Below are 15,697 nucleotides of genomic sequence, written 5' to 3'. Positions count from 1 at the left end.
ACACAATATAAGTGTTTTGCCATCAAATAGTATAGTTGAATTGCGGATTAAACAGGTGGTTACCTCCCCGGGGAGGGGTGGGTTAGAATTGAGTGTTGGCAGGGAGGGGTTTATACGTCTTACTCCTATCGGACATCTCGAAGGAACCCCTCCCTACACCCTCTCAGGGGAGGGAATCGCACAGCCCATACTTTTAAAACCTTCTGACTGTCTGCTCATGGGCTATTACTTTCAAGAGGGGATTGAGGACCTGTTGTTTAATAGCTAAGAAACTTACCCCGCGACATCCTCAAAAGCAGCAAGATATTTATCAATATAAAACTGCTTGCTTGCGGTTTTATATTGCATTATAAAACGCGGATGTTCCAGCGCTATGATCTCGCCGAAGAAATGATACTCATCATTCAGCTTGCGCAGGAATGTTTCATTTTTACCGGTGCCAAAGCAAAAACACTTATCGGTATTAACACCCAGAGCAATCTGCTTGCGGATGTTTTCGATCATAAACTGGTAAACAGCTTTGGTTAGTTCCTTGCTGTCATAGTAATTGTAATTTTTTTCCTTGCCCTTGGCATCAATACTGGTAAAACCCAGCGGGCATGGGGAGTTAATATAGATTTGCTTATAAAAAGCTTCCGGCCCGCCAAAGGCGTTGATCACCTCATAAACAAATACAGATGATGGCTCGTGCGACATTTTGCCCTCGTAGTTGATGTGACATTCTGAGATCAGTCGTTTAGGATCGGTAAATGGGATTCCGGTTAAGCCACCGCCAAACCTGCCCGGGTTAATGCCCAAAATGATATGCCGTTGCTGGTTATCGTTGTAATATTTATGATAAAACTCATCAACGATGCGCATGGTTTGCGGATGCTCCTTAAACGGGTTCATGATGCGGATGCCTTCAGGTAAAGGATCGCCGGTATAGGTTAGTTGCTCATTGAATTGGATGATCCGGTCTGCGAGTGTCATGAACCAAATGTAGCATTAGTTAATCAATTGTTTTTTGAACTGGTTGGGACTTAAGCCAGTTTCTTTTTTAAACAACCTTGAAAAATAAGGCAGGTTTTCAAAGCCCAACTCGTATGCTATTTCCGAAACGTTTTGATCCTGGTTTTTGAGCCTGTTTTTGGCTTCATCAATAAGATAAACGTGTATAAGTTCTATAGCTGTTTTGCCCGTTTCCTGTTTGAGCATATCACTCAGGTAGCGGGTGGAAACATTAAGATTTGATGCCATGGCGTATACAGTAGGCAGGCCTTGGGTATGTAAAAGTCCGTCATCAAAATATTTTGACAAGGCTTTGTTAAATTTAGATACCGTTTTGCCCGAAAGCTCGGTTCTGTTAATGAATTGGCGCTTATAAAAGCGTTGGGAATATTTAAAAATTGAATCAAGATGAGTGAGGATAATGTCACGACTATACTCATCCATATTGCTGTTCAGCTCGGCCTCTATTTTATCATGCAGCTCCCATATTATTTGCTCTTCGCGGGGCGAAAGGTGTAGTGCTTCGTTAATTCCATAATCAAAAAAGCCGTATTTTTTTATCTCGTTATGAATCGGATGCCCATTCAAAAAGTCTTCATGAATAAATATATTGAAACCGGCCTGATCAAGCCTAAGGTTAGAGTACTCTATCACCTGCCGGGGTTTTACGAATGACATCGAACCATTTTGATGATCATACCGGGTACGGCCATATGAAATGAACCCCGATTTCACCTTTTTGAAAGTGATCATATAAAAATCGCCCGAAAATTCTTTATCCCTCATTGTGCATTTCCCTTTGCATGGCACAACGGCTATCATCGGACTTTCGGATAGCGGAAGCCTGTTTGATTTAAGGAAAAGCGGTAAACTCTTATAATAATTCATGACGATAAAATAAAAGCAGGATCAATACAAATATACATACTGATCCTGCAGACAATTAATTATTGTGGGGCATATTAATGGCCATGAGCGGCTGTAGCTACATCATTCCATTGATCCCATTCAGCTAAACGGGCGTTATAAACTTGTTTCACCCATGGCAAAGCTATTTTACCAAGGAATAAACGAAGCGGAGGGTTTTCGCTATCGATAAGCGTTAATATAGCATCGGTTGTAGCTTCGGGATAACCAAAGAAGTCTTCAGTAAAGCGGGCCTGCTGATCGGCTTTCATTTGATCGTATTGTGGCAAAGCGGTTGAATGTACCGCGGAAGCGCTGCCCCAATCCGTTGAAAAACCATTTGGTTCTACCAATGAGATCTTGATGCCAAAGCCTTTCATTTCTGTCGCCAACGTTTCGCTTAATCCCTCCACCGCGTATTTCGACGCGTTGTAAATTCCTAAAACAGGGGCCGCTACTACGCCCAGCACGCTCGACAACTGGATGATATGACCGTGCCCTTGTTCGCGCATAACAGGTATTGCCGCCTGGGTTAGCCACAGCAGGCCAAAAAAGTTAGTCTCCATTTGTTCGCGGGCTTCTTTTTCGCTTGTTTCTTCCACAGCGCCAAACAGGCCATAGCCTGCGTTATTAATAAGTACATCAATACTGCCAAAGTGCTCTTTCGCTTTTTTTACCGCTGCAAAATCAGCATCGCGGTCATTAACATTCAGTTGTATCGGCAGTATATTGTCACCATATTTTTCTACCAAGTCATTAAGTGAGCTAATGTCACGTGCGGTAGCCGTAACTTTATCGCCGCGTTTTAAAAATGCTTCTGTCCAGATCTTTCCAAATCCGCGTGATGCTCCTGTTATGAAAATTGTTTTTGCCATTGTTTTGTGTTTTTTGATAAACCAAAGTTAGCCGGCGGTTATTAGGCAGATTTATACAGATGTAATGAAAACTGATACATTTATACATAAAGCTGTTCGACAGTTTGTATAAATGGCACTCTGTGAAAAAATCAATTCATATTTCGTTTTTTACCAAATGGTAAGTGGAACCGGTTTTTTACGAGGGACATTTGTGATGTCTAAAAAAAGAATAAACATCATGAGCAATCAAATTGAAAACAGATCGTCATTAAATGGCAAACGGGTAATTATATTGGGTGGTAGTACCGGTATAGGCTTCGCTACAGCGAAGGCTGCCGTTGCCGAGGGTGCTAAAGTTGTCATAGTTTCAGGTAACCAAAGCAAGATTAATAATGCATTAAGCCAATTGCCTGAAGATGCCGAAGGCTACGCTGTAGATCTATCGCACGAAGAAAATATAAAATCATTTTTTGAGCAAGCCGGTAAGTTCGATCACCTGGTTTATACCGCCGCTGAAAATCTTAACCTAAATAATATCGATCAAACCGATATTGAAGCTGCCCGTAAATTTTTTAATCTCCGTTACTGGGGAGCGTACGCTGCCGTTAAGTACGGCACACATTTTATCAACGAAGGAGGTTCGGTAAACTTAACTGGTGGTACGGCGGGAACAAGGCCTGCCGTGGGCTGGTCAATAGCCAGTAGCATTTGCGGTGCCATGGAGGGTTTGGTAAGGGCTCTGGCTGTTGAACTTGCTCCAATACGTGTTAATGCTGTTGTGCCAGGGGTAATTGATACCAACCTGTGGGACAGTATGCCTGCCGAGGATAAAGAAGGTCTTTACAATTGGGCAAAAGATACACTACTGCTCGGTCGTGTTGGCCATGCGGATGATGTTGCGCTTGCATTTGTTTACCTTATGAAACAAAGCTTTGGTACCGGTCTCAATTTAGTTGTTGACGGCGGAACCTTGCTGGCCTAACGGTTTATAGGAGGTATTAAAAAGGATTGCGAATGGAGGAGGTGCGATTCCCCTCTTGAGAGGTGTGGAGGGGTGTGTTGGCCAAGAGAGAATGCGCGTCGACGAGCACACCCCTGCAGCCGCACTTTCCATTGCGCCCCCTCTCAAGAGGGGAACCGCACATTTTACATTTCGTTTCAGGGGATTGACTATTTGCTGCACTCCCCATCTTTTGTATCTTGGGCCATTCATCAATCATTAACAAAATTGACAAGCGCCCCGATACATTTTAATAAAACCCGCATTGCGCCAACGCCAAGCGGGTTTTTGCATGTGGGTAATATCCTGTCGTTTTCTATCACCGCGGCATTGGCCCGCAAACATGGGGCTAAAATTTTATTGAGGATTGATGACCTTGACCGTGCAAGGGTTAACCACGAATATTTGACGGATATTTTTGATACGCTTCATTTTTTGGAGATCCCCTGGGATGAGGGGCCAAAGGATGCGGATGATTTTGAATCCCGGTTTTCACAGATGCACCGGATGCAGCTGTATAACGAAGCACTTGAGCAGTTGGTTGCTGGGGGCTTGGTTTTTGCCTGCACCTGCTCGCGGAAGCAACTCATTGAAGCTGGGCACTGCACCTGTTTAAATAAACAGATCCCGTTAAACACTCCCGAAGCAAGCTGGCGTTTACGTACCGATCAAGCAGCAACATTGGAGGTGAAGAATTATGACGGCACAATAATTCAAACACCATTGCCTGCCGAAATGGAAAATTTTGTTGTACGAAAGAAAGACGGCTTTCCGGCTTATCAGCTCACTTCGATTATCGATGATTTGTTTTATGGGGTTGATCTGATAGTAAGAGGGCAGGATCTGTGGGCATCAACATTGGCTCAGATTCTGTTGGCTACTATGATGGGTAAAGAGGCTTTTAATGATATAGCATTTTATCATCACCCTTTGTTGCTTGAAGGGGATGGAAAAAAACTATCCAAGTCGGCGGGCTCAACATCGGTTAGGTATTTAAGGCAGGAGGGCAGGAGCGCGGCCGATGTATTCGGGCTTATTTCAGCGCTGTTGATGCTTCCTGAAAAAGCCAATAACTGGCAACAGCTTGCCGGGTTCATTCTTAGCTAATCTTTATAGCTTATTAACACCTGTTTGTAAAATGCAGATTTAATGTGAATCAGCCTTAATCGAAAAGTATCGATTTGTATATTTTAATGTGATGAAAATGTTAATTCATTTACAATAAATTAAAGCATCAGTTGCTTTTACTTTACCATGACATAACTGCCTGTACATATCGGAGGGGTAAATTTGTATCAACAAATACAAATTACGATGCAAGCAGCATTTTGCCACAAGCACCTGAAATTTCTGTTTTTTGTTATCCTTGCCTTCAGAGCCATTACCTGCCAGGCTCAAAATAGTCCCCTCTCTAAAGGTTTCGCCCATAATGATTACTGGCACAACCGGCCTCTGTATGATGCCCTGGATAACGGCTTCCAAAACGTTGAGGCTGATATTTACCTGCGCGACGACGAATTGCTGGTTGCACATATGCTTCCTGCTTTTCAAAAAAAGCGTACCCTGGAGCAGTTGTACTTAATGCCATTGTTTAACTGTTACGAGGGTAAAAACAGGGAGGTAGTATATCCGCTTGCTCCAGTTACTCTGATGATCGATATTAAATCTGATGCGGAAAAGACCTACGCAAAGCTATCTGAGGTGTTAAAGCGTTACGCGCCGATGTTATCAAGTTATAATAACGGCAATATAACAGAGGGGAGCGTAACCATTGTCATTACAGGAAATAAACCTTATAAAATGCTTCAGGCGCAAAAGCAACGCTACGCTTTTATTGATGAAGACCTGATGCAGGTACATACCGATACGCTTTCAAATACCATTTACAAAACTGCCAGCTGCAAATATTCACGCCTCATAAGCTGGACAGGCAAAGGCCCTATGCCTGAAGACCAGAAACAACTGCTCCGTGATTACGTAACAGCGGCGCATCACCATAAAAAACGGGTAAGGCTGTGGGCATCTCCCGAAAATAAAGAAGTATGGCGCGCCCTGCTTGAGTGCGAAGTAGATCTGATCAATACCGATAAATTAGCCGAACTAAGGGAGTTCCTGATGACGGGGCCGGATCCTGTAAGATATGCGAAAGTGAACACGAAGTAATAACCTCTAATCAGTCAATAAGATGAAAAAGATCAGAGTAGCCTTTTTTGCCGAGATACTTATTGAAGATTTTGACGGTGCCGTGCGCACCATGTATCAGCTCATAAAACGTATTGATCGTAATATTTTTGAATTCCTGTTCGTGTATGGTGCCGGTCCCGACAGCATAGCTGGTTTTGAATCCTTAAAAGTCCCGGCTTTAACATTGCCTATTAATACCGGGTATACCATGGCCATACCAGCCTTGGTAATGAGCGAATTAACCGAAGACGTAAATAATTTCTCACCCGATATAGTGCATATTGCCACACCATCGCTGTTGGGCAATTTCGCGCTAAGATATGCTACCCAGCATGGTTTGCCGGTTATCAGCATTTATCACACTCATTTTATTTCCTATATCGATTATTATCTGAAACATACCCCGTTCCTGATCAATAAGGTTAAGCAAATGATGACTGAAAGCCATAAGGCTTTTTATAATCAGTGCGACCAGATATATGTGCCTTCTGTTACTATGAAGGACGAGTTGATTGATATGGGGATTGATACCTATCGCATGAAGTTATGGCAACGGGGGATAGATACCCGCCTGTTTTCACCCCGGCATAAACGTAGCCTGCGCTCGATAACAGGAAATGATAATCCATCCATATTATTCGCCAGCCGCCTGGTTTGGGAAAAAAACCTGGAAACCCTGTTTGAGATCTATACCCTAATGCAGGACCGCCACCCCGAAGTTAATTTTATAATTGCCGGCGATGGCGTTGCCCGCAAAGCCTGCGAGATCAGAATGCCGAACGCGGTATTTACCGGTAAGGTAGATCATAAAAGGCTTTCGGTTTTATATGCGTCATCAACTTTGTTTCTGTTCCCTTCCGTATCTGAAGCTTATGGCAACGTAGTACTTGAGGCCATGGCATCCGGAGTGCCCTGTGTTATTGCCGATGGCGGAGGTTCAAAAGATTTTATAGAGCAGGGTATTAATGGTTTTAAATGCGAACCTTATGATGCCGGCTGCTACATTGAAAAGATTGAATTACTGCTTAAGAGCAATAGCCTGAGGGCACAATTTATTGAAGAAGGCCTGCAATACAGCAGTCGCTTAAGCTGGGAGCACCTGGCATCCGTATATTTTGATGATCTGGCTGAAATGGCGGGTGCAGATGTATTGAGCACGGTATAAATTGATAAAATTCTTAAAGTGATTTCCCTGTCACAAAACAGATAACTTCTTGTACACAAAATCCTATTTCTTACATTTGCCGTTTGTTTTAATAATAAGGGCTGAGTATCAAATCATAATAGGGGAATTTTCATGTACGATATTTGTTGTGTAGGGCATATTACGTTAGATAAAGTGGTGACACCGCAAGCGGTGAAACACATGGCTGGCGGTACTTCTTTTTATTTTTCAAACGCCATTCGTAATATGGACGTGAGTTACACGCTGGTTACTTCGCTTGCTTTAAGCGAGATGCCAGTGGTTGAAAAACTCCGCGGCAAAGGTATCGAGGTGCATGCAACAACAGGTGGCGAAACGGTTTACTTTGAAAATATTTACTCTGCTAACCAGGATCACCGTACTCAACGTGTACTTCAAAAAGCAGATCCTTTCACTATTGAGCAGCTCGACGAAATTAAGGCTGACGTTTATCATTTAGGCCCTTTGCTGGCCGATGATATCTCTGTAGATTTTATAAAAGGGCTTGCGCAACGTGGCAAGCTTTCACTTGATGCCCAGGGCTACCTGCGCAAAGTAGAAGATAAGAACGTGGTGCCTATCGACTGGCCCGAAAAGCGTGAAGCCCTGCAACACATCCACATCCTGAAAGTGAACGAACACGAGATGGAAGTACTTACGGGTATCACTGATATCCACGAAGGCGCCAAAGTTTTGAACGAATGGGGGGTTAATGAAGTTGTGGTTACACTGGGCAGCATGGGGTCGGTTATTTATACCGATGGTGTTTATTACCAGATCCCGGCATATAAACCGTCAGAAGTAGTTGACGCTACCGGCTGTGGAGATACTTATATGGCTGGCTATTTATACCAACGCGCCAAAGGCAAAGGCTTCCAGGAATCAGGCGAGTTTGCAGCGGCCATGGCCAGCTTCAAAATTGAATCATCGGGCCCTTTTACAGGTACCGAAGAGGATGTATTGGAGTTGCTGGAGAAAAATAGGGTTTAAGAAGCTGAAAGCCGAAGGCTTAAAGCAAAAAGAAAATCTGGTTCAAGTTTAGCGATAGCGGATAGCGTAACTTGGATCTACAATAGGTTAAGCTGAAAGCTTAACCCAATAGCTATATTTGATAATCCACGGAGGCAGGATGCTTCCATCATTTTAGGTCGAAGTTACGCTATTGCTAAACTTCGACCAGTGGCAGCCTGTAGTTGCAAACTACAGGCATATTGAATCCGTAGACAAAGTCTACGGACAGCAATTGTTTGGACTTTGTATGAGTTGAATGCTTTAAGCCTTTAGCTCAAAACTATATTTCCTTAGCATCCGAAGCATTGATCCAGCCTTCGTTGCCGCTGGCCAGCCTGATCTTCATCCAGCCGTTATTATCTTCCAAAATTTGAACCTTGGTTCCGTCGTGGATCAGGAACAGGTTTTTGGCGTTAGGTGTTGGAGCGCTTTTTACATTTACCGATGTGCTGAAAATGATAGCACCATGGTGCGCGTCAAAATACTGATCCTGGCGACTTGCCACAAACATGCTTGCAAAGCCTAAAAGCAGTACCACCAAAGCCGAGTAAAAAGACAACTTTTTAATGACTACCGAGTTGGTAAACCGGTAAACTACAAGCAATGCCGAACCTGCAACAATCAACAAAACGGTTAATACCGATAAAGTTGTTAATGAAAAACGCAAGATAAACGAGTGCCACCATTTGGTGATAAAAAACTCGGTACCAGCTTCTACCTTATCAGTTGTTTTTTGATTGGCAAACTGGATATTGAAATTGATATCCTCATCGCCGGGCGAAAGTTTATGCGCTTTTTCATAATACAGCAACGCCGATGGCACATCCTCATTTTTAAAATAGGCATTGCCCAGGTTATAATAAACCAATGCCGATTGGTGCCCATCATCCACAATTTTTTGGTAGGTAGTTATAGCTTCCTTGTACTGGCCTTTGGCGTATTGGTCGTTTCCTTTTTTTAACAGGACGTTAGCTTCATCGTTAGCTAATGCACATATAGGCATAACGATGATGAGCAGTAGGTATATAATGCGCTTCATCATGTTATATTTTATTTTCAATGTTATTGATCATGTTCTGGGCCTTGTCAAACACCTGTTGCTCGGTAATGCCCGATACAGGCGCATAGCGTGCCATTTCGCAAAGGTCAAGCGTGTCAAGCATCTCGTTAATCAGGCTTTCGTCAAGCGAACGGGCTTTTAGTTCCTCGGCTATCTTTTCGCGGTTAAGATCGGAATAAGGGATGTTAAGCTTATCACTCAAATAACCATATAAACCACGGAACAGGTTTTCGTAAAACGCTTTTTTATCGTTTAATTGTTGTTTGGCACTGGCCAGGTGTTTGGCGGCCACTTTACCTGCCTTGCGGCTTTTCAAACCTACCACATCGGCATTGTTTTTATCACGCCATTTACCGTAAACCAAAGCCCCCAGAAAACCTGCCGGACCTAAGATCAACAGGAAATAATACAGACCAGATCCGTAAAAGTCGCTGCCTACGTCGTTTAATTCGGTGCTGGTTTTAATGTAGCGGATATCATTACTCAGCACTTTAACATCCTGTTTGCCAGCGTTTGAAAAGGCTGTAACGTTGCTGCCATCGCCTGTACCCTTGGCTACCTTGATATGGAAAGCCTGGGTGGTTAAAGAAACGTATCTGCCGGTAGCCGGATTAAAGTAAGCGAATTTAATAGGGTCGATAGTAAAATCGCCCTGATGCCTTGGGATAAGCAAGTATGTGTATTTCCTGTTACCCGATGAACCACTGGCATTTTCGGTAATGGTATCGGTGATTTTGGGTTCATACTTCTCAAAATCGGCCGGAAAATTCGGGCTTATCGGTTTTAGCAATTTCAGGTTGCCCGTACCGCTTATCTTTATGGTGTAGTTGATAGCATCGTTTGCTTTAACATCATTTTTATCAAGGGAAGCTTCAATATTAAACTTACCTACGGCACCGGTATATTCAACAGGTTTCCCTGCCTGTGGCAACGGCTTTACGTGGATGACAACCGGCGTACTTTTAACTTTATATTTTACATCCTCATATCCACCAAAAAAAGCGTCGAAGGGATCACCTGACGATGAAGCAGCCTGTTGCCTCACTATAAAGTTCATGATAGATGGCTCGATGGTGATATTGCCCTCGTGCTCGGGGAACAGGATAGTTTGCTTAACATCGGTAACATTGTATCGTACACCGTTTATAATTTCGGTACGCCATTGAGCATTGGGATTATTGCTTTTAATGTCGCGGCTGTAAAATCCGTTAAGATCAGGGATTTTTTCAGGCTCGCCGTTGGCTATGTTAACCCGGGTATAAAGGCGCAGGTTCATCATGATCTGCTGACCCATGTAGGCGGTTGTTTTATCAACCTCGGTGCGTAAAAACAACGATTTGGAAATGTCAGTTACACGTCCTTTTTGAATATTACGGCTATCGGGGCCATTGCTGCTTTGTTGCTGAGCCTGCTGACCTACCTGCCCACCCTGGCCTTTCACTACTTTAACTTTAATTGGCGTGGTACTGTACGGCCTGCCGCCCGACATAATCGTAGCCGGACCGATGGTTATTTCGCCCTCCCGGGTTGGCACAAGATCATACCCATAAGTTATACTGGCCGATGTAACGCCGTTGATCATGGAGATGCTATTGGACACGTTTGGGCCGCCAACTACCTGGAAACCGGCAAAAGCAGGCGGTGCAAAACGATCGGCATTGGCATTGATGGAAAATGTAACCTCAAGCACCTCGCCAGTACCTATGGTATTTTTATTTACCGATGCCGTGAACTTTACCTGCGCGAACACAAGGCTTGAGCAACACAGCAGCAGCGTTAATATGGAAAGTTTAATTTTCATTAGTATCTACAAAACAACAAGATTTACCAATCTTTTGAAATAGGCACTTTAGCGCCTTTTAATTTTTTATTCTTTAGTTTATCCTGGGTTTGTTTCTCATCATTGTTCAAGGCGTCAAGCATGCGCTGGGCATCATCTTTTGATAGCTGATTAGGCTGCTGCCCCTGCTGATCTTTTTGATCCTGATTTTGCTTATCCTGGTCTTTCTTGTCCTGATCCTGCTTGTTTTTGTCCTGATCTTTTTTGTCTTTATCCTTATTGTCTTTGTTATCTTTATTCTTATCGTTCTTGTTTTTATCCTTGTTCTTGTCTTTGTCGTTTTTGTTGCCCCCGCCGCCTTTATTCTTATCCTGCTGGTTTTTTAGCATTTTTTGGGCATAAGCAAGGTTATAGCGGGTTTCATTATCCGCCGGATTATTAACAAGCGCTTTTTTATAGGCATCAATACTTTCCTGGAATTTTTTTTGGGTAAGGAAGGAGTTGCCGACGTTATGATAAGCTCCGGATTTTACATTTTTATCGGTTGATGAAGCCGCCAGTTTATTAAACTGTTCGGATGCCTGATCAAACTTTTGCTGCTTAAACATGGCATCACCAAGATTGAAATTACTTTCAACAGTTTTGTTCTTTTGGCCCATGGCCTGGCGATAACTTGCTTCGGCCTCTTTGTATTTCTTTTGCTGGTAAAGCTCGTTACCCTTATTGATAAGTCTTTTTTCCTGCTGGGCAAAAAGAAATGAAGCCTGCAGCATTAAAATAATGACTATGATATATTGCTTCATGTGTTTTTTACTTCAAATAATTTGATTTTGCTCAGGCGCATGTTTTTACGGATAGAGATAAAGAACTCGGCCAGTAACAGTACGAAGGCAATCGCCAGGAAAAACTGGAACCGGTCTTCAAAATCTTTGAATTGCTTAGTATCGGTCATTTTGCGCTGTACTTTGGCTATCTGATCCATCACAATGTTAAGTCCGCTGTTGGCATTGTTGGCACGCACATAAACACCGTTTCCGGCCGCTGCTATTTCTTTGCCCATTTGTTCGTCCAGCTTACTTACTACCGGATGGCCGGTGCTATCGTTATGAAAGCCAGTTTGCTTGCCATCCTGGTAAATAGGTACCGGAGCACCTTCTTCCGAGCCCACACCCACAACATTAACGGTCACGTTTCTTGATAAAGCAGATTTCGCCGCGGCAACGGCGTCATCCTCGTGATTTTCGCCATCGGTAATAATAATCATGGATTTGCCGGTGCCGTTCTTAAAATCAAACGACTGCATCCCCAGGTTAATTGCCGCGCCAATAGCTGTACCTTGTGTTGGCACCATATCGGTGTTAATGGTATTGAGGAATAATTTGGCCGCCGAATAATCAGTAGTTACGGGAAGCTGCACATAGGCCTGACCAGCGAATACTACGATACCAATACGATCGTCATGCAGCTTATCTATCAACTGGGCTAAAGCACGTTTGGCATTTTCCAAACGGTTAGGGGCAAGGTCCTGAGCCAGCATACTGTTTGATACGTCGAGCAGGATCATCAGGTCGGCCCCTTTGCGTTTTACCTCTTCGGTTTTTGAACCCAACTGCGGATCGGCTATACCTATTACAACGAGGGCGTAGGCTAAAATGAAAAAGATAAACTTGATCCAGGGGCGCGAAAAGGAAACCTGCGGCATCATCTGCAGCACTATCTCTTTATTACCCAATGAGGCTATGGCTTTACGTTTCCACCAGTTAACCCTTAAAAAAATAAAGAGCAGCAGCGGAATAGCAAGCAATCCCCATAAATATTCTGTATTTGCAAAACGTAGCATGCTGTTATGTTAAAGCTCCCTTAAGCAGGGTGTTTCTTGTTAAAAATTCTAACGATAAAAGTGCCAGCGCAATAATGGCGAACGGCAAAAAGCGTTCGGTTTTTTTGCGGTACTGGGTAACATCTATCTTGGCTTTTTCCAGTTTGTCAATCTGTTCGTAAATATCTTTCAATGCGCTGTTATTGGTTGCCCTGAAGTATTTACCACCTGTAATGGAAGCGATTTTGCCCAATGTACCTTCGTCAATATCAACTTTCATGCGCTGGTATTGCACGCCCATTGGCGTTTGAACAGGGTAGGGCGCATAGCCGTTGGTGCCGATACCTACTGTATAAACCCTCACGCCAAACTGTTTGGCAATTTCGGCAGCGGTAACCGGTGGGATAGAGCCCGAGTTGTTTGAACCATCAGTTAGTAGGATCACTACTTTACTTTTGGCCTCGCTATCTTTTAAACGGTTTACGGCGGTAGCCAAACCCATACCAATGGCGGTACCATCCTCAATCATGCCGTTTTTAATATCGGCATAAAGGTTAACCAGTACCGAGTGATCAATAGTAAGCGGGCATTGCGTAAAACTTTCACCGCTAAAAACTACCAGACCAATTCTGTCATTAGGGCGGTTCTGGATAAAATCGATAGCGATGTTTTTACCGGCCTCAAGCCTGTTCGGTTTAAAGTCTTCGGCAAGCATACTGCCCGAAATATCCGAGGCGATAACTATATCGATACCTTCGGTAGTAGTATCCTGCCAGCTTAATGACGATTGCGGCCTTGCCAGCGCCACTATAAGTGCGGCCATGGCTAATGAGCGCAAAACGATACCCAAATGCCTGAAATGCGGTAGCTTGCTTTTGGTGATCATGGCAAAGCCCCTGATGGTAGGCATAGCCAGATTGCCCTGTAGTTGCTTTTGTTTCCAGATGTACCAGCCCACCATAAGCGGAATGCTGATAAACAGCCAGAAAAAGCCCGGATGTGCAAATTCTATTCCTTTAAACCAAATCATTTTGCCTCATCTCCCTTCACGTTTACATCTGCAGGCTTAACATAATGGGGCTGGGTATCTTTGATGAAGGTAACAGCGTTATCCATGCTCTTTTCATTTTCATGGGCCGCTGGTTTCTCTTTGGCAAACTTCACCATATCCGAAAGTACCAATAGTTGCCTCAACAGGTTCCGGTCTTCGCTGGCTATATCCATGTTTCTTAGGCTGGCAAAAATTTCTTCGGATGTTTGCTCCAGCGCCTGAATGGTATACCGTTTTTCAAGGTATTCACGTACTACGTCGCTCAGCTCAATATAATATTGCTTAACCTGGTCGTGCTGCCAAAGCTGTTTGCTCTTAATCTCTTCAAGCTTTTGAAGCGCCTGGATATGCAATGGAATATCAGGTTTAACCTCTTCAACAACCACCTCTTTTTTAGGCCGTTTAAGCAGGTAGTAGATAGCGCCCGCTATCGCCATCAGGCCAAGCCAGATGCCTAAAACCATTTTCCAGTTATCATGCAGCCAATCCCAAAAAGTATAATGAACAGCTAATGGCTGTTTAATATCATAAAAGCCTTTAGTGGTATCAACAGCAACGGTTTTTACATCAAGCGTTAATGTTTCAGTTGGTAAATCGCCCACTGCCGATTTAAATACGTATGATGGGATTACATATTGGCCGCTGTCAAAAGCGGTAATAGTATAATGCCTGGTAATGGTTTTGATGGATAGATCGCTTTTATCAGAAATCGTATCAGCCTTAACTTTTACCACCTGAATTTTACCTATGCTGTCGGGCACCTTCGGAAAGGTGACATTATCCTGGGTATGAAAACGGACGCTTAAGTTAAGCTGTGTTTGTTCGCCTATAAGGATAGTGTTTTTATCCAGCGTAGCTTTTGCCCCAAAGTTTTGAGCCCTGCCTGTTTGGTAAAAGCCTGCAAGCGTTACCAACATAGCCAGGGTGTATTTGATGTACCTGTTCATATATTTTACCGCCGGCCTTCCCGCTTTTTAAATAATGTCATTAATGGTTTAACGTATGATTCGTGTGTGCCTATAGTAGTATAATCAACCCCCGAACGGCGAAAAGTATCCTGAAGTGCGGCATTGCGTTTCACGGCATCCCATTTAAAGGCATCGCGCACGGCTTTATCACCGGTGTTTACCCACATGATTTGCCCGCTTTCTTCGTCCTTAACCGGGATAAGCCCCAGGTTCGGGAATTCCTCTTCGTGCTTATCGTAAAGTTTTAAAGCAATGATATCGTGCTTTTTATTGGCGATCTTAATTTCGTTTTCAAACTCAGAGGTGATGAAATCCGAAATCACAAAAGCTGTGCATTTCTTTTTGATAACGCTGGTGAAGTATTTTAAAGCCTCTGCCACGTTGGTGCCTTTGTTTTCGGGCTGAAACGCGATCAATTCGCGGATGATCATCAGGATATGGCTGCGGCCTTTTTTAGGCGGAATAAACTTCTCAATCTTATCGCTGAAAAATATGATGCCCACCTTATCATTGTTCTGTATGGCCGAAAATGCCAGTACAGCGCAAAGTTCGGTAGCCAGGTCCTGCTTTTGCTGATTTTGCGTGCCGAAGTTTTCAGAGCCACTCACATCCATTAATATCATAACGGTAAGCTCGCGCTCCTCTTCAAATACTTTTACGTAAGGCGCGTTAAAGCGGGCCGTTACGTTCCAGTCGATAGTACGGATCTCATCGCCTATCTGGTATTCGCGCACCTCGCTGAAAGCCATACCCCGACCCTTGAAAGCAGAATGATACTCGCCCGAAAATAAGTGGTTACTTAAGCCACGGGTTTTGATCTCTATCTTCCTAACCTTTTTTAGCAGATCCTTGGTGTCTTTAGCCATGTACCCCTCCTAAATCTTCCCC

At 43.6% G+C, this 15,697-nt stretch carries 15 protein-coding genes; 5 read left to right on the top strand and 10 right to left on the bottom strand.

Annotation, left to right across the window (positions count from 1 at the left end; translation table 11 throughout):
- Nucleotides 1-273 precede the first annotated feature (273 nt).
- The 3 genes from EAH55_RS00890 to EAH55_RS00880 all read right to left on the bottom strand — a co-directional run bounded on the left by EAH55_RS00890 (nucleotide 274) and on the right by EAH55_RS00880 (nucleotide 2,771).
- The gene (locus EAH55_RS00890; protein WP_121808103.1) at nucleotides 274-972 is read right to left on the bottom strand and encodes an SMUG2 DNA glycosylase family protein; all 699 of its coding nucleotides are present in this window, start codon (nucleotides 970-972) and stop codon (nucleotides 274-276) included.
- A gap of 15 nt (nucleotides 973-987) precedes the next feature.
- A complete protein-coding gene (locus EAH55_RS00885; protein ID WP_121808102.1) occupies nucleotides 988-1,878 on the bottom strand; it encodes a helix-turn-helix domain-containing protein in 891 nt (296 codons plus the stop codon).
- Between the two features lie 74 nt (nucleotides 1,879-1,952).
- Entirely contained in the window at nucleotides 1,953-2,771 is an 819-nt protein-coding gene (locus EAH55_RS00880; RefSeq protein ID WP_121808101.1) for an SDR family NAD(P)-dependent oxidoreductase, read from the bottom strand.
- 220 nt (nucleotides 2,772-2,991) lie between these two features.
- On the opposite strand from EAH55_RS00880, the gene EAH55_RS00875 reads away from it, so the two are divergent.
- From EAH55_RS00875 to EAH55_RS00855, 5 genes are all read left to right on the top strand, one after another.
- Nucleotides 2,992-3,735 (top strand): SDR family oxidoreductase, encoded by a 744-nt coding sequence (locus EAH55_RS00875; protein ID WP_121808989.1) that lies wholly within the window; start codon nucleotides 2,992-2,994, stop codon nucleotides 3,733-3,735.
- 246 nt (nucleotides 3,736-3,981) lie between these two features.
- Nucleotides 3,982-4,860: a glutamate--tRNA ligase family protein gene (locus EAH55_RS00870; protein ID WP_162996705.1), complete on the top strand. Its 879-nt coding sequence runs from the start codon at nucleotides 3,982-3,984 to the stop codon at nucleotides 4,858-4,860.
- Between the two features lie 207 nt (nucleotides 4,861-5,067).
- On the top strand, nucleotides 5,068-5,916 hold the full coding sequence (locus tag EAH55_RS00865) for a phosphatidylinositol-specific phospholipase C/glycerophosphodiester phosphodiesterase family protein (RefSeq protein WP_121808099.1): 849 nt from the start codon (nucleotides 5,068-5,070) through the stop codon (nucleotides 5,914-5,916).
- Between the two features lie 22 nt (nucleotides 5,917-5,938).
- Nucleotides 5,939-7,102, top strand: coding sequence for a glycosyltransferase family 4 protein (locus EAH55_RS00860; RefSeq protein ID WP_121808098.1), 1,164 nt, complete (start codon nucleotides 5,939-5,941; stop codon nucleotides 7,100-7,102).
- Between the two features lie 132 nt (nucleotides 7,103-7,234).
- Entirely contained in the window at nucleotides 7,235-8,110 is an 876-nt protein-coding gene (locus tag EAH55_RS00855; protein ID WP_121808097.1) for a PfkB family carbohydrate kinase, read from the top strand.
- A 301-nt stretch (nucleotides 8,111-8,411) separates the two neighbouring features.
- Here the strand turns inward: EAH55_RS00855 and EAH55_RS00850 are convergent, their stop codons facing one another.
- Genes EAH55_RS00850 through EAH55_RS00820 form a run of 7 tightly spaced genes read right to left on the bottom strand, consistent with a single transcriptional unit; the run spans nucleotide 8,412 to nucleotide 15,675 of the window.
- Nucleotides 8,412-9,173, bottom strand: a complete 762-nt coding sequence (locus EAH55_RS00850; RefSeq protein ID WP_244228068.1) for a tetratricopeptide repeat protein — start codon at nucleotides 9,171-9,173, stop codon at nucleotides 8,412-8,414.
- 1 nt (nucleotide 9,174) lies between these two features.
- Nucleotides 9,175-10,992, bottom strand: coding sequence for a BatD family protein (locus EAH55_RS00845; RefSeq protein WP_121808096.1), 1,818 nt, complete (start codon nucleotides 10,990-10,992; stop codon nucleotides 9,175-9,177).
- 23 nt (nucleotides 10,993-11,015) lie between these two features.
- A complete protein-coding gene (locus tag EAH55_RS00840; protein WP_121808095.1) occupies nucleotides 11,016-11,774 on the bottom strand; it encodes a tetratricopeptide repeat protein in 759 nt (252 codons plus the stop codon).
- Nucleotides 11,771-12,811: a vWA domain-containing protein gene (locus EAH55_RS00835; protein ID WP_112574425.1), complete on the bottom strand. Its 1,041-nt coding sequence runs from the start codon at nucleotides 12,809-12,811 to the stop codon at nucleotides 11,771-11,773. The genes EAH55_RS00840 and EAH55_RS00835 overlap by 4 nt, the downstream gene beginning before the upstream one ends.
- Nucleotides 12,812-12,815: 4 nt before the next feature.
- Nucleotides 12,816-13,820: a vWA domain-containing protein gene (locus EAH55_RS00830; RefSeq protein ID WP_208644765.1), complete on the bottom strand. Its 1,005-nt coding sequence runs from the start codon at nucleotides 13,818-13,820 to the stop codon at nucleotides 12,816-12,818.
- The gene (locus tag EAH55_RS00825) at nucleotides 13,817-14,788 is read right to left on the bottom strand and encodes a BatD family protein (RefSeq protein ID WP_121808094.1); all 972 of its coding nucleotides are present in this window, start codon (nucleotides 14,786-14,788) and stop codon (nucleotides 13,817-13,819) included. Before EAH55_RS00825 ends, EAH55_RS00830 begins: the two co-directional genes overlap by 4 nt.
- Nucleotides 14,789-14,793: 5 nt before the next feature.
- On the bottom strand, nucleotides 14,794-15,675 hold the full coding sequence (locus EAH55_RS00820; protein ID WP_114939353.1) for a DUF58 domain-containing protein: 882 nt from the start codon (nucleotides 15,673-15,675) through the stop codon (nucleotides 14,794-14,796).
- Between the last annotated feature and the right edge of the window lie 22 nt (nucleotides 15,676-15,697).

The sequence above is a fragment of the Mucilaginibacter kameinonensis genome, from assembly GCF_003675385.1.
Taxonomy (GTDB): domain Bacteria; phylum Bacteroidota; class Bacteroidia; order Sphingobacteriales; family Sphingobacteriaceae; genus Mucilaginibacter; species Mucilaginibacter kameinonensis.
Note: the sequence above shows the minus strand (reverse complement) of the source record. Positions and strands in the feature narration are given on the sequence as shown.

Coding starts and splice junctions, on each gene's coding strand:
- EAH55_RS00845 (WP_121808096.1), bottom strand. CDS start 10,992: ATGAAAATTAAACTTTCCATATTAACGCTGCTGCTGTGTTGCTCAAGC.
- EAH55_RS00860 (WP_121808098.1), top strand. CDS start 5,939: ATGAAAAAGATCAGAGTAGCCTTTTTTGCCGAGATACTTATTGAAGAT.
- EAH55_RS00885 (WP_121808102.1), bottom strand. CDS start 1,878: ATGAATTATTATAAGAGTTTACCGCTTTTCCTTAAATCAAACAGGCTT.
- EAH55_RS00835 (WP_112574425.1), bottom strand. CDS start 12,811: ATGCTACGTTTTGCAAATACAGAATATTTATGGGGATTGCTTGCTATT.
- EAH55_RS00825 (WP_121808094.1), bottom strand. CDS start 14,788: ATGAACAGGTACATCAAATACACCCTGGCTATGTTGGTAACGCTTGCA.
- EAH55_RS00855 (WP_121808097.1), top strand. CDS start 7,235: ATGTACGATATTTGTTGTGTAGGGCATATTACGTTAGATAAAGTGGTG.
- EAH55_RS00890 (WP_121808103.1), bottom strand. CDS start 972: ATGACACTCGCAGACCGGATCATCCAATTCAATGAGCAACTAACCTAT.
- EAH55_RS00880 (WP_121808101.1), bottom strand. CDS start 2,771: ATGGCAAAAACAATTTTCATAACAGGAGCATCACGCGGATTTGGAAAG.
- EAH55_RS00830 (WP_208644765.1), bottom strand. CDS start 13,820: ATGATTTGGTTTAAAGGAATAGAATTTGCACATCCGGGCTTTTTCTGG.
- EAH55_RS00820 (WP_114939353.1), bottom strand. CDS start 15,675: ATGGCTAAAGACACCAAGGATCTGCTAAAAAAGGTTAGGAAGATAGAG.
- EAH55_RS00840 (WP_121808095.1), bottom strand. CDS start 11,774: ATGAAGCAATATATCATAGTCATTATTTTAATGCTGCAGGCTTCATTT.
- EAH55_RS00875 (WP_121808989.1), top strand. CDS start 2,992: ATGAGCAATCAAATTGAAAACAGATCGTCATTAAATGGCAAACGGGTA.
- EAH55_RS00850 (WP_244228068.1), bottom strand. CDS start 9,173: ATGATGAAGCGCATTATATACCTACTGCTCATCATCGTTATGCCTATA.
- EAH55_RS00865 (WP_121808099.1), top strand. CDS start 5,068: ATGCAAGCAGCATTTTGCCACAAGCACCTGAAATTTCTGTTTTTTGTT.